This window comes from Roseicyclus salinarum, from assembly GCF_029624655.1.
GTDB lineage: Bacteria > Pseudomonadota > Alphaproteobacteria > Rhodobacterales > Rhodobacteraceae > Roseibacterium > Roseibacterium salinarum.
On sequence record NZ_JARRSA010000001.1, the window covers coordinates 110549 to 124249 of the forward strand.

10 protein-coding genes are annotated in these 13701 nt (G+C 67.0%); 6 read left to right on the top strand and 4 right to left on the bottom strand.

What is annotated here, in order from left to right:
• Window positions 1–31 precede the first annotated feature (31 nt).
• The 4 genes from P6F26_RS00575 to bchF are packed head-to-tail and all read right to left on the bottom strand — an operon-like array spanning window position 32 to window position 6995.
• On the bottom strand, window positions 32–3601 hold the full coding sequence (locus P6F26_RS00575) for a magnesium chelatase subunit H (RefSeq protein WP_278026683.1): 3570 nt from the start codon (window positions 3599–3601) through the stop codon (window positions 32–34).
• Window positions 3591–5183, bottom strand: coding sequence for a ferredoxin:protochlorophyllide reductase (ATP-dependent) subunit B (bchB, locus tag P6F26_RS00580; RefSeq protein WP_278026684.1), 1593 nt, complete (start codon window positions 5181–5183; stop codon window positions 3591–3593). The genes P6F26_RS00575 and bchB overlap by 11 nt, the downstream gene beginning before the upstream one ends.
• A gap of 46 nt (window positions 5184–5229) precedes the next feature.
• Window positions 5230–6513, bottom strand: coding sequence for a ferredoxin:protochlorophyllide reductase (ATP-dependent) subunit N (locus P6F26_RS00585; protein WP_278026685.1), 1284 nt, complete (start codon window positions 6511–6513; stop codon window positions 5230–5232).
• Window positions 6510–6995: a 2-vinyl bacteriochlorophyllide hydratase gene (gene bchF, locus P6F26_RS00590; RefSeq protein WP_278026686.1), complete on the bottom strand. Its 486-nt coding sequence runs from the start codon at window positions 6993–6995 to the stop codon at window positions 6510–6512. Before bchF ends, P6F26_RS00585 begins: the two co-directional genes overlap by 4 nt.
• Before the next feature lie 316 nt (window positions 6996–7311).
• Between bchF and P6F26_RS00595 the strand changes: the two genes are divergently transcribed.
• The 6 genes from P6F26_RS00595 to P6F26_RS00620 all read left to right on the top strand — a co-directional run bounded on the left by P6F26_RS00595 (window position 7312) and on the right by P6F26_RS00620 (window position 13635).
• Entirely contained in the window at window positions 7312–8133 is an 822-nt protein-coding gene (locus tag P6F26_RS00595) for a cobalamin B12-binding domain-containing protein (RefSeq protein ID WP_278026687.1), read from the top strand.
• 45 nt (window positions 8134–8178) lie between these two features.
• Window positions 8179–9624 carry a transcriptional regulator PpsR gene (gene ppsR / locus P6F26_RS00600; protein WP_278026688.1) on the top strand — a complete coding sequence of 482 codons (1446 nt, stop codon included), beginning with the start codon at window positions 8179–8181 and terminating at the stop codon, window positions 9622–9624.
• Window positions 9625–9720: 96 nt separating this feature from the next.
• Complete coding sequence (chlG, locus tag P6F26_RS00605; RefSeq protein WP_278026689.1) at window positions 9721–10641, top strand: chlorophyll synthase ChlG; 921 nt, start codon at window positions 9721–9723, stop codon at window positions 10639–10641.
• The gene (locus P6F26_RS00610; protein ID WP_278026690.1) at window positions 10638–11927 is read left to right on the top strand and encodes a BCD family MFS transporter; all 1290 of its coding nucleotides are present in this window, start codon (window positions 10638–10640) and stop codon (window positions 11925–11927) included. The genes chlG and P6F26_RS00610 overlap by 4 nt, the downstream gene beginning before the upstream one ends.
• A gap of 2 nt (window positions 11928–11929) precedes the next feature.
• Window positions 11930–13111, top strand: a complete 1182-nt coding sequence (locus P6F26_RS00615) for a geranylgeranyl diphosphate reductase (RefSeq protein ID WP_278026691.1) — start codon at window positions 11930–11932, stop codon at window positions 13109–13111.
• A complete protein-coding gene (locus tag P6F26_RS00620) occupies window positions 13108–13635 on the top strand; it encodes an isopentenyl-diphosphate Delta-isomerase (RefSeq protein ID WP_278026692.1) in 528 nt (175 codons plus the stop codon). Before P6F26_RS00615 ends, P6F26_RS00620 begins: the two co-directional genes overlap by 4 nt.
• The last annotated feature ends 66 nt before the right edge of the window (window positions 13636–13701 follow it).

Sequence of the window (13701 nt, forward strand, 5' to 3'; positions counted from 1 at the left end):
TTCTCTCGTCCAGCATCTGCTTGGTCCTCTCCTATTCGGCGGCCATGCCCGGGGTCAGACCCTCGAGCGTGTCCTCCAGTTCGTCCGCACCGGCCTGAAGCGCGGCGAGCGTCGCCTCGTCGGGTTGCCAGTAATCGCGTTCGAATGCTTCGAGCAGGCGGTTCGCCATCCGGGCAGACGCCTGCGGGTTCAGTTCTGCCATCCGGCGGCGCATTTCCTCGTCGAGGACGAACGTCTCGGACAGTCTCTGGTAGATCCAGGGATCCACCTGGCCGGTCGTTGCCGACCAGCCCAGCGTGTTCGTCACCTGCGCCTCGATCTGGCGAACGCCCTCGTGGCCATGCTTCAGAAGACCTTCGAACCACTTGGGGTTCAGGCTTCTCGCGCGGGTCTCGAGCGCGACCTGCTCCTGCAGGGTGCGCACCTTGCCCTCGCCGCGCGTCTGGTCGCCGATGAAGACCGGGGCCTCGCGCCCGCCCTTCGCCCGCTTGACCGCCCGCGAGATGCCGCCGAGCGTGTCGAAGTAATGATCGACCGTGGTGACGCCCAGCTCGACGCTCTCGAGGTTCTGGTAGGCGAGATCGACGTCCTTCAGCGCGGATTGCAGAAGGCCGGCGTTCTTGTGCGCCTTGCCGTCACGGCCATAAGCGAAGGACTTGCGGGCCTCGTAGGCGTCGGCCAGCTCGTCCTCCTCTCCCCACGCGCCGGAATCAACCAGAGCGTTCACGTTTGAGCCATAGGCCCCCTCGGCGTTCGAGAAGACGCGCAGGCTCGCCTCGTCGAGGCCGACGCCCATCTTCGCGGCGTAGTCGAGCGAATGGGCGCGGACGAAATTCATCTCCGAGGGCTCGTCGGCCGTCGCGGCCTTCCAGGCAGCTTCGGCCAGCATCCGGGTCTGCAACGGCAAAAGGTCCCGGAAGATGCCCGAAAGGGTCATCACGACGTCGATCCGTGGGCGACCGAGCTCCGCCAGCGGGATCAGGTCCGCGCCGCAGAGCCGCCCGTAGCCGTCGAAACGCGGCCGCGCGCCCATCAGCGCAAGCGCCTGGCTGATCGGCCCGCCATCCGACTTGATGTTGTCCGACCCCCAGAGAACCAGCGCGACGGATCGCGGCATCTCGCCCGCAGCCTCGATCAGGCGCTGCGCCTGCTTCGCGCCGTCGCGAAGGGCGAAGGCCGTGGGCATCCGGAACGGATCGAAGGCATGGATGTTGCGCCCCGTGGGCAGAACCTCGGGTGACCGGATCAGGTCGCCACCCGGCACCGGCTCGATGTAGTGGGCCGAAAGCGCCCGCATCAGGCCGGTCAGCTCGGTCTCCTGCCGCAGCAGATGCTCGATCCGCGCGCGCGTCTCGGGGTCCGTCTGGGCCATGACGCGCAGGTGCTCCTGCAGCTCGGTCTCGGCGATCGGCCGGCCGACGACATGCAGGCCGTCGGGGATCAGCGCGTCCTCCGTCTCGAGGAGCGTCAGCCACAGACGGTCGGGATCGCGCTCGGCAAGGTCCACCGCCTCGGCCTGGGCCTCGATCAGGGCCGCAAGCTCGCCGCGCTCGGGCGCGTCGGGGGCGAAACCGCGCCAGCGCGTCAGGCTGTCCTTCAGCTCCGACAGCCCCTTGTAAAGACCCGCCGAGGCAAGCGGCGGCGTCATGTGCGTGATCGTCACGGCGTTCGAACGGCGCTTGGCGAGCGTCGCCTCGGACGGGTTGTTGGAGGCGTAGAGATAGACGTTCGGCACTTCGCCGATCAGCCGGTCCGGCCAGTCCCGCGCGCCAAGGCCGGCCTGCTTGCCCGGCATGAATTCCAGCGCGCCATGCATCCCGAAATGCAGAAGCACGTCGGCCCGGTAGGTGTTGCGCAGCCACATGTAGAAGGTGGCGAACGCGTGCGTCGGCGCAAACCCCTTCTCGAACAGAAGGCGCATCGGATCGCCCTCGTATCCGAAGGTCGGCTGAACGCCCACGAAGACGTTTCCGAAATGCCGGCCCAACACGAACACGCCGCGCCCGTCGGACTGGATCTTGCCCGGCGCGGGTCCCCACACGGCCTCGATCGCCTTGAGCGGCGGGGTCGTGCGCACGATCGTGTCGGCATCGACATGGGCCGCGACGTTGGCCTCCTGCCCGTACTGACGTGCGTTGCCCTTCAGGACCATGTGGCGCAGGTCGTCGACCGAGGCCGGAACCTCGACTTCGTAGCCCTCGGCCTTCATGCGGGTCAGCGTGTTGAAAAGACTCTCGAAGACGCTGAGGTACGCCGCGGTGCCGACGGCGCCCGCGTTGGGCGGGAAGCCGAACAGGACGATGCCAACCTTCTTCTCGGCATTGGCCTTGCGCCGCAGAAGCGCGAGGCGCCGGGTCTTCTCGACAAGGCTGTCGATCCGCTCGAGGCAGGGCGCCATCGCCTTGGTATCGGAAGCGAGAGGACAGTTGTAGGAACACCCTTGGCAACCCTCGACGCCGTGGCGGCCACCGAAGACCGTCGGGTTCGTCGCTCCATCGATTTCGGGCAGCGCCACCAGCATCGTCGTCTCGACCGGACCGAGGCCGCCATGCGAGGACGCCCATTGGCCAAGGGTCTGGAACTCGATCGGGTGCGCCGCGATGTAGGGCACGTCCAGCCCCTTCAGGACCGTCACCGCCGCATCGCTGTCGTTGTAGGCCGGGCCGCCGATCAGGCTGAAGCCGGTCAGCGACACCAGCGCGTCGATGCGGCCGCCAGCGAAATACGCCTCGATGGCCGGGCGTCCGTCGAGGCCGCCCGCGAAGGCGGGGACGACGGCAAGCCCCGCCGCCTGCATCTTGCGGATGACGCCGTCGTAGTGGCCCGTGTCCGATGCAAGAACGTAGCTGCGCATCATCAGAAGACCGACCGTCGCCACCGGGTTCTCCGGGTTCGGCAGATCGCCCACGTCGGTCACGATGCGATGCCCCGGCAGATCGGGATGGTAGAGGCCGACATCGGGATAATCGATCGGCGCCTCGGCGCGCGCGCCCCGGAACGCCCGGTCGCGGCCGTAGCTTCCGACGAGAAAACGCACCATCTGCTCGACGTTGTCATCCGACCCGCCCAGCCAGTATTGCATCGTCAGAAACCAGGCGCGCAGATCCTGAGCCTTCCCGGGAATGAAGCGCAGGATCTTCGGCAGCCGGCGCAGCATCTTCATCTGCCGCTCACCGGACTCGGCCGAAGGCTCCCTCGAGCCGCGCAGCTTCTTCAGCAGCTTCATCGGCCCCGAGGCCGGCCGCCTCATGTCAAGCTCGCCCATGCGCGTCAGCTGCACGACTTCCTTCGCCGAGATCACGCCGATCATCGCGTCGCACTGCGGGCGCCGTGCCTCGAGGTCGGGCAGGATCGCGGCGATGTGCTCCTCGATGAACAGGAGATTGGCCATGACGATATCGCCGTGGCGCACCGCAATCTTCGCCTCTTCCAGGGCGGCCGGGTTCTCGGCCCATTCCGCTGCGGCATGGACGGACACGCTCAGGCCCGGGAATTCTCCGGCCAGCCGTTCCGTGACGCGCGCGGCGGGGCCCGCCGCATGGGCGTCCAGCGTGACGATGACCACGCGGTAGCCCGGAATATGATCGCCATCACCTCGCAAAGTGGGCCTTCGCCTCGTAGAGCGTATCGACGCTGATCTCGGTGACGCCGCGCTCGGCGGCGAACTTCTCGGTGTTCCGACGGGCCTTGCCCCGCACGAAGAACGGGATCTTCTTCAACTCGCGCTCGGCATCTGCCAGCCAGACGGTCACGTCCGCGCCGGTCTCGCGCATGGGCTCCGGCGCCTCGTCCTTCATCTTTCCTTCAATACGCCCGGGGGTCTGGGGGGCTGGCCCCCCAGCCTCCGCCGCTTGCGTGGCGGCCGGCCGCCTGGCGTGCCCGCCGTGATGGCTGGCTCCCGCGTCGTCGTGAAACTCGAAATCCTCGCGGAACATCGCGAGAAGATGCTCCTCGAGGCCCATCACCAGCGGGTGGATCCAGGTGTCGAAAATGACGTTCGCACCCTCCCAGCCCATCTGGGGCGAGTATCGCGCGGGGAAGTCCTGAACGTGGACGGGGGCGGAGATCACGGCGCAGGGGATCCCGAGGCGCTTGCCGATGTGGCGCTCCATCTGCGTGCCGAGGATCATCTCGGGCGCGGCGTCCTCGATGGCCTTCTCGACCTCGAGATAGTCGTCGGTGATCAGCGCCTCGAGGCCGAACTCCCCGGCAAGCCGGCGGATGCCGCGGGCGAATTCGCGGTTGTAGCATCCAAGGCCGACGACGTCGAAGCCCATCTCGTCCCGGGCGATGCGGGCGGCGGCGCGAACATGCGTGGCGTCGCCGAACACGAACACGCGCTTACCGGTCAGATAGGTCGAGTCGACGGACCTGGACCACCAGGGCTGACGCAGGCGCGACAGGTCCTTTTTCGGCTCCATACCGCAGATTCGAGCCACTTCGGCGACGAAGTCGTGTGTCGCGCCGACACCGATCGGGACCGTTCTGGTGTAGGGAATTCCAAGCGTCCGCTCCATGTGTCGGGCGGCCGTCTCGGCATGTTCGGGATACATCAGCACATTGACATGGGCCTGGCCGAGCCGCGCGAGGTCATGCGGCGTCGCGTCGAACGGGGCCACGACGTTGATCCCGATCCCCATCTCGTAGAGCAGGCCCTTCACCTCCTCGATGTCGTCGCGATGGCGGAAGCCCAGCGCGAGAGGTCCGATGAGGTTGGCGGTGACGTCGGGCGTCCGGTCCATCGGGGCGGCAAGCGCCTTGACCAGCTGGTAGAATGTCTCGTCGGTGCCGAAGTTCTCCTTGCGCTGATAGGAGGGAAGCTCCAGCGCGACGACCGGCACGGGAATGTCCATCGTCTCGGCAAGGCCGCCGGGATCGTCCTGGATCAGTTCGGCCGTGCAGGAGGCGCCGACGATCAGGGCCTGCGGCCTGAAGCGGTCGTAGGCGTCCTGGCAGGTCTTCTTGAAGATGCCGGCGGTATCCTCGCCCAGATCGCGACCCTCGAAGGTCGTGTAGGTGACGGGCGGGCGGTGGTCGCGCCGCTCGATCATGGTGAAGAGAAGATCGGCGTAGGTATCGCCCTGGGGGGCGTGCAGAACGTAGTGCAGCCCCTTCATCGCGGTCGCGACGCGCATCGCGCCGACATGCGGCGGGCCCTCGTATGTCCAGACGGTGAGCTTCATGACGAAGCCCTGAGATGCGTATTTTCGGAAAGATAAAGGACGCAGGTCATTCCGCCGCCTCCAGCTTCAGAAGCTCGCGGCGGCGCACCGGGCGGCTGAAGAGGCCGGCGAGATCGCCTGCCTGCTCGTAGAAATGCACCGGCGTGAAGACCAGCTCGATCGCCCACTTGGTGGTCAGGCCCTCGGCTTCGAGGGGATTGGCGAGGCCCAGGCCGCAGACGGTGAGGTCGGGCCGCGCAGCGCGCACGCGGTCGAGTTGCAGGTCCACGTCCTGACCCTCGGAAATGGTCGGGCCCGCGGGGATGAGGTCGAGGTCGGCGCCGACGAGCCCCTTGTGGATGTAGGGCTGGCCGATCTCGATCGCCTCCATGCCGCATTCGCGAACGAGGAACCTGGCCAGCGGGATCTCGAGCTGGCTGTCGGGCATGAAGAAGATCGTCTTGCCCCTCAGCGCCTCGGAGGCGTTGGCGATGGCGGTCCGCGCGCGGGCGCGCGGCGCTGCGGTGACCGCTTCGAACGTCTCGTCGTCGACGCCGAATTCGTCGGCGATGGCGCGGAGCCAGTGGGTGGTGCCCTCTTCGCCGAAGGGGAACGGCGCCGCGATCATGCGCGCGCCGCGCCGTTCGAGAGCGGCAGCGGTGTCACCGAGGAAGGGCTGGAGGCAGGCGAACACGGTGTTGGGACCCACGCAGGGCGCCTCGGCGGTTCGGGGCGCGGGCAGCACCCGGATCGGACCGATGCCCATCTTCGACAGAAGCGACACGGCCTGGTCCTCGACCACGTCGGGAAGCGCGCCGACGAGGACGAGCTCGCGCTCCTCGGTGGGCCGAAGTACGGGGACCATCGAGGCAAGGCAGGCGTCCTCGCCTTGCGTGAACGTGGTCTCGATGCCCGAGCCGGAATAGTTCAGCACCCGCACGTGGGGCGCGTGCGCTTGCGTCAGCCGCTCGGCGGCGCGGGCGAGGTCGAGCTTTATGACCTCCGAGGGGCAGGAGCCGACGAGGAAGAGCTGACGTATGTCGGGGCGGCGCGCGAGCAGCCTGCCCACTTCGCGATCGAGCTCGTCATGGGCGTCGGCCATGCCGGCGAGATCGCTTTCCTCCAGGATCGCCGTTCCGAAGCGCGGCTCGGCGAAGATCATGACGCCGGCGGCCGATTGCAGGAGATGCGCGCAGGTGCGCGAGCCCACGACGAGGAAGAAGGCGTCCTGCATCTTGCGGTGCAGCCAGATGATGCCGGTGAGGCCGCAGAAGACCTCGCGCTGGCCACGCTCCTTCAGGATGGGCGCGTCGCGGCAGGTGGCGGGCTTGATGTTCGCGGGATGGTTCACGGCCGGCCCTCGGCGTCGAGGCGGGCCATGCGCAGCTTCCACAGGAACTGCGCCGCGTTGACGACGTAGGCGCCGTAGGCGGCAAGCGCGATCCACATCTGCTGGTCGTGCGGCCAGCCCGCCAGCAGCGACCAGACATAGGTGAGGTGAAGCGCGATCACGGCGAAGCTGAACACGTCTTCCCAGAAGAAGGCCGGTGCGAAGAGATACTGGCCGAAGACGACCTTTTCCCAGATCGCGCCCGTCACCATGATCGTCAGGAGGATGACGGTCTTCGCGATGATCGAGACGGTGGCTGCATCATAGCCGTATCCCGTCGCCATGAAGCGCAGCACAAGAGCGGCCGACACGAGGAACACGACGAACTGCAACGGCGCGAGAACGCCCTGGACCGTGGTCCAGACGGTTCCGTCCCGGCGAGCGCGCTCTTCCGGGGTGTAAAGCTGCCTTGACGGCGGTTCTGTCAGGATGTCGCTCGCCATGAACGGTTCGATTCCTCCGGTCCGTGTTAGAAATCTGGTCCGTAAACGGCAGAGTGTCAATCAAAACTTACACTATTGGCGCAGGATATCTCGGCCATGCGATAAACGCGAATCTTCTCGGAAACTCTTGAAATCAAGGGCAGTCTGACCAATTCTGAAGCTGGAGAACGCTGCTACTTGGGGTCTGGGACGGGGTGTGTCAATTTCCTTTGACAGCAGGATATGAATGGCCGAGACTGGGTCCAAACGCATTGCACACGATCCTGCGCTTTTCGGCACAACGACGCGAGACGTGGGCAAAACGCGGTGACCCAGCATGAACATCGACCTTAACGGCGGAAGAGAGGCCACCCGGGCGGCGGCCAGCGGCGACGTCGTGGCTCATGCCGCCATCGCCGCCGCCGCGATGCTTCCTGGCCGCGATGCATCGCGCTTGGAGACGGCGGGCGTGGGCGGCATGGGCGGGCGGATGCGCATCCTGTGCGACGCGTTCCTGTCGGAGCGCGACGAGATCCGGCACGAGATCCTGCGCCGCCTCAGGAGCGACCGTTTCGCCGTCGAGGACATCGTTGACCGCATCGTGCCGGAGGTGGCCCGCTGCCTCGGGCGGGGCTGGGCGGAGGACGAGATCAGCTTTGCGGACGTCACCATCGGGTCCGCGCGCCTGCAGGAGGCGGTCCGCGCCCTGCGGCTTAAGGATGGCGCGGGCCCTGCGGAGGGCCGCGGCGACGGGTCTGCGCGGCCGCGCCTGCTCCTGGTCGTGCCGAGGTTCGAAGAACACACGCTCGGGTCGTTCGTGGCGGCAGATCAGTTCCGCAGGCTGGGACTTCATGTCGACGTCGCGCTCGACCGGTCGCCCGGACAATTGGCCGAGGCGGTGCGCAAGAAACGCTATTCGATGGTCGGAATTTCGGTTGCAGGCCGCAGGAAGCTTGCATCGGCAAGGGAATTGGTAGACACGATCCGGGCTTCGGCCACGCGGGTCACGCCGATCGTGCTGGGTGGGAGCATCTTGGAAAGCGAGACGAAACTGAAAGCCCTCACTGGCGTCGACCATGTGACGAACGACGTGGAGACGGCCATCGGACTTTGCGGATTGGGCGGCTACGAAAGGGCTTTGGCGCATGTCGCGCCTTGATTGTCGCCGGAGGGGCGGAGGCGCTCCGGCAGGGAAGAATTGGTCATGAACACGCGCGGAACAGACTTCTGGGATCAGCCGTCGGCCCCGCCCATCGGTCCGGAGCAATTCAACGAGATCGTCACGACCGCGGCCGACCTCGCGATCGTGCTGGACACGGACGGCATGGTCCAGTCGGTCGTCACCAACCCCCTCAACCCTTCGCTCGGGCGGCTCGATCATTGGAAGGGCCGCAACATCCGCGACTTCATGGCCGAGGACAGCCTGCCGAAGCTGGAGGCGCAGCTCGACGCCTACCGCCATGGCAGGAAGGCCAAAGTGGACGTCGTCGAGGTCAACCATTTCGACAACGCGAATTGGGAATTCCCGATCCGCTACACGATCCACAAGACCGGGAAACCCGACATCATCCTGATGCTCGGCCGTGACCTGCGCCCGATCGCCGAACTCCAGCACAGGCTTGTGAAGGCGCAGCTTGCGCTCGAGAAGGACTACGAGACGCATCGCGACTTCGAGACGCGCTACCGGGTGATCATGGAGACGGCGCGGGATGCGCTGATCCTGGTCGACGTGTCGTCCGGCCGCATCCTCGATCTCAACAGCACGGCCGCGGAACTTCTCGAGACCGAGGCCGACACGCTGACCGGCAGCGCCTTCACACAGGAATTCGACGGACGCCGCCGGGGCGAATTCATCGAGGGTCTCGTCTTCGCCGCGAACGACGAGGCGTCCGATCAGGTCTCGGTGAGGGCGCGGCGGTCGCGGAAGGATGTCGTCATCCACCCAACGGTCTTCCGCGCCGCAGGCGACAGGATCCTGCTTTGCCGCGTCGAAGCCGCCGAGACGGCGGAAACGGTGGCCGCAGACCTGTCGCGGATGCTGAGCGCGCTCTACCGCGACGGGCCGGACGCGATGGTGTTCACGGATGCCCACGGCCTGATCCGGTCCGCGAACGAAGCCTTCCTGAACCTGACCGACGCGGGACAGCTTTCCGACGTGAAGGGCAAGTCATTCGCGGACTTCCTCTCGCGCGGAAGCGTCGATCTGAAGGTCCTGATCGACAACGCGTCGCGCCAGGGCAAGATGCGGCTTTACTCGACCCGCCTCGAGGGGGCATTCGGCTCGCAGCTGACTGTCGAGATGTCGGCCACGCGCATCAACGGCACCGGCGCCGGTGGCTTCGCCTTCGTGCTGCGCGACACTTCCCGGCTGGAGGTGATCCGCGAGCCGGTGATGCCCGTCCCTGCGGGTCCCGCGCCGATTTCCGACGATGCCATGCGCAACGTGATGGACCTTGTCGGCTCGGCGCCGCTCAAGGACATCGTTTCGGCGACCACGGATGTCGTCGAGAAGATGTGCATCGAGACGGCGGTGGAGCTGACGAACAACAACCGGGTCGCCGCCGCCGAGATGCTCGGTCTTTCGCGCCAGTCGCTTTACGTCAAGCTGCGCAAGTACGGCCTTCTGAACCGGATGGACAGCAGCGACTGAAGCCGCACGGGGCCGTGGCCGGTCAGGGATTTTTTGCATCCGTAAACCAGATTTTACACTTGCCGAGTCATGTAGTGTCAACTTATCCTGACACTCATGAGCGCTGCGACCGACCTCGCCACATCCACGGCAAGACATGTCCCCGAACCCCGGGCCGTGCTTGCGCTGCTGAAGCCGATCACTTGGTTTCCGCCGATGTGGGCGTATCTGTGCGGTGCGGTCTCGGCCGGCGTGGCGCCTTCGGGTCACTGGCTCACCCTGATGCTCGGCATCGTCCTCGCAGGCCCCATCGTCTGCGGGATGAGCCAGGCGGCCAACGATTGGTGCGACCGTCACGTCGACGCGATCAACGAGCCCGACCGGCCGATCCCCTCGGGGCGCATTCCGGGACGCTGGGGCCTCTGGATCGCACTGGCGATGTCGGCACTTGCCGCGGTCATGGGCCTTGCGCTGGGGCCCTGGGGCTTCGGCGCGACGCTGGTGGCCATCGCGGCCGCCTGGGCCTACTCGGCGGAGCCCGTGCGGCTGAAGCGTTCGGGCCTCTGGGGTCCGGGGCTCGTCGGGCTCAGCTACGAAAGCCTGCCGTGGTTCACGGGCGCCGCCGTGCTTGCGGCAGGGGCGCCCTCGTGGCCCGTGATCATCGTCGCGGTCCTTTACGGCATCGGCGCGCACGGCATCATGACACTCAACGATTTCAAGGCGCTGGAAGGTGATCGCCAGACGGGCGTGAACTCGCTTCCCGTCACGCTCGGGCCCGAGCGCGCGGCGCGGCTTGCCTGCGTCGTCATGGCCATCCCGCAACTCGCCGTCTTCGCCCTGCTCTACGCGGTCTGGGACCGGCCTTGGCACGGGCTGGCCATCGCGGTGTCCCTCATCGCGCAGCTTTACGCGATGAAGGTTCTCCTGCGAGACCCGAAGGCCAAGGCGCCGTGGTACAACGGCGTGGGTGTCACGCTCTACGTTTCGGGCATGATGGTCACGGCCTTCGCCGTCCGCTCGCTGGAGGTGTGGCCGTGACGCTTTCCTGGCTTCAGATCGTCCGCCTCGGCTTCGTTCAGATGGCGCTGGGCGCGATCGTCGTCCTGATGACCTCGACGCTGAACCGGCTGATGGTGGTGGAGCTTGCGCTACCGGCCATCCTGCCCGGCTTTCTCGTGGCGCTGCATTACGGCATCCAGCTGACGCGGCCGCAATGGGGCTACAGGTCCGACACGGGCGGGCACAGAACGCGCTGGATCGTCGGCGGCATGGCGGTTCTGGCGCTTGGCGGGCTGTCGGCATCATGGGGCGTCGTCGTGATGGAGACGCGGTTCGGGGCCGGGCTTGCCGTCTCGATCCTCGCCTATGCGGCGATCGGCGTGGGCGTTGGCGCTTCGGGAACCTCGCTTCTGGCGCTTCTGGCGACGGCGACGGCACCGCTGCGCAGACCGGCGGCCGCGACGATCACCTGGCTGATGATGATCTTCGGCATCGCGGTGACGGCCGGCGTCTCGGGCCAGTTCCTCGACCCTTACACACCGCTTCGCCTGATGGAGGTCGTGGGCGTCGTCACCGCGCTGGCCTTCGCCGTCACCTGCGTCGCGGTCCGCGGCATCGAGCGGCGCGTCGTCGCCCGCCCGGAAACCGAGGGCGCGCCCTTCCTCGAGGGCCTTCGCGAGGTCTGGGCCGAACCCCGCGCCCGGCTTTTCACGCTGTTCGTGTTCCTCAGCATGACCGCCTACTTCATGCAGGAACTCATCCTCGAGCCCTATGCGGGCCTCGTCTTCGGCTTCACGCCGGGCCAATCGACCTCCCTGTCGGGGGCGCAGAACGGCGGCGTGTTCCTCGGGATGGTCGTCGTGGGCATCGCGGGAACCGCGTTGCGCATCGGCACGCTGCGGCAATGGGTCGTCGCGGGCTGCGCCGGATCTGCGGCGGCGCTCGTCCTGATCACCAGCCTCGGCCAGATCGGCCCCGAGGCGCCGCTGGTGCCGGCGGTGGTGCTGATGGGCTTCTTCAACGGGATGTTCGCGGTCGCGGCCATCGGCAGCATGATGGCGCTGGCCGGCGAGGGCCGCCAGGCCCGCGAAGGCACGCGCATGGGGCTGTGGGGCGCGGCGCAGGCCATCGCCGCCGGGTTCGGCGGCCTTGTGGGCGCAGGTCTGGCCGATGCGATGCGGGCCGTCATGTCCGACCCCGGCGCATTCGGCACAGTCTTCATCCTCGAGGCGATCCTCTATGTCGCCTCGGCCTTCATGGCCGTCCGCATCATGGACCGCCGACCGCCCATGTCGCCCGCGGGCGCCGCAGTTCCGGGAGAATGACCATGATCTACGATGCCGTCGTCGTGGGGGGCGGGCCGTCCGGCGCCACCGCCGCCGAGGATCTCGCACGGTCCGGCCATTCCGTCGCCCTTCTGGACCGGGCCGGACGGATCAAGCCCTGCGGCGGCGCGATCCCGCCGCGGCTGATCCGCGACTTCCACATCCCCGAGGATCAGATCGTCGCGAAGATCACCACGGCGCGCATGATCTCTCCCACTGGGCGGCGCGTCGACATCCCGATCGAGAACGGCTTCGTGGGAATGGTGGACCGCGAGCATTTCGACGAGTTCCTGCGCACCCGCGCCGCCGAGGCCGGCGCCGAACGGTTCACCGGCACCTATACCCGGATCACGCGGGACGCGGACGGGACGCATGTGCATTTCCGCGACAAGGAAAGCGGCGAGGAACGCGCGCTGACCGCACGGATCGTGATCGGCGCCGACGGCGCAAGGTCGAACGTGGCGCGCACCGAGGTGAAGGGCGGCGACAAGATCCCCTATGTCATCGCCTACCACGAGATCATCGAAAGCCCCGGTCCCCGCGGCGACTATCACCCGGATCGCTGCGACGTCATCTATGACGGGCGCATCAGCCCGGATTTCTACGGCTGGGTGTTTCCGCACGGAAAATCCGCCAGCGTCGGCATGGGCAGCTTCGTGCGCGAGGTGGACCTGAAGAAGGCGACCGCCGACCTGCGCGAGGCGTCGGGCCTTGCAGATTGCGCCACGATCCGCCGCGAAGGCGCGCCCATCCCGCTCAAGCCGCTGGAGGAATGGGACAACGGGCGTGACGTGGTTCTTGCGGGCGACGCCGCCGGCGTGGTCGCGCCCTCCTCGGGCGAGGGCATCTACTACGCCATGGTCGGGGGCCGCGTGGCCGCAACGGCCGCCGCCGCCAAGCTTCAGAGCGGCAAGGTCAAGGACCTGAAGCTTGCGCGCAAACTCTTCATGCGGGAGCACAAGTCCGTCTTCAAGATCCTTGGCGCGATGCAGGACGCCTACTACAAGTGCGACGAGCGGCGCGAGCGTTTCGTGAGCCTCTGTCACGACGTGGACGTTCAAAGACTGACCTTCGAGGCCTACATGAACAAGGAACTGGTCAAGGCGCGCCCCCTCGCCCACCTGAAGATCGGGGTGAAGAACCTTGCCCACCTGACTGGACTGGTCGCGGCGACACGGACATGAGCATCGACATCCCCACCTGGGTCGAGGGAGAGCTTCGGCCGGTCGAGAAGCTGGAGGCGCATGTGCGCGGCCTCCGCCACAAGGCCGTGTCGGTCTTTCTGATGCGGGGCGGCGAGGTGCTTCTGCAGCGGCGGGCGATGGGCAAGTATCACACGCCCGGACTGTGGGCGAACGCCTGCTGCACGCATCCCCACTGGGGGGAGGCATCCCTCGACTGTGCGACGCGGCGGCTGTCCGAGGAACTGGGGCTGGCGGATGTCGCCCTCGACTACCGCGACACGGTCGAATACCGCGCCGACGTGGGCGGCGGGCTTATCGAACACGAGGTCGTGGACATCTTCGTGGGCGAGATCGCGCCCGGCATCGAACCGAGGCCGGATCCGTCGGAAGTGATGGATACGATCTGGCAACCGCTTGCATCGCTGTCGGAGGAAGTGGCGCGGCGGCCGCAGGGCTTCACCCCGTGGCTGCAGATATATCTTCGGGATCATGCGCAGTCGATCTTCGGCGGCATCGCCGCCTGACCGCGGACCCTGAAACCCCGTCACGGAAAGCGGCGACCGGTGGGCGCCGTTTCTCGTCGCGCGGCA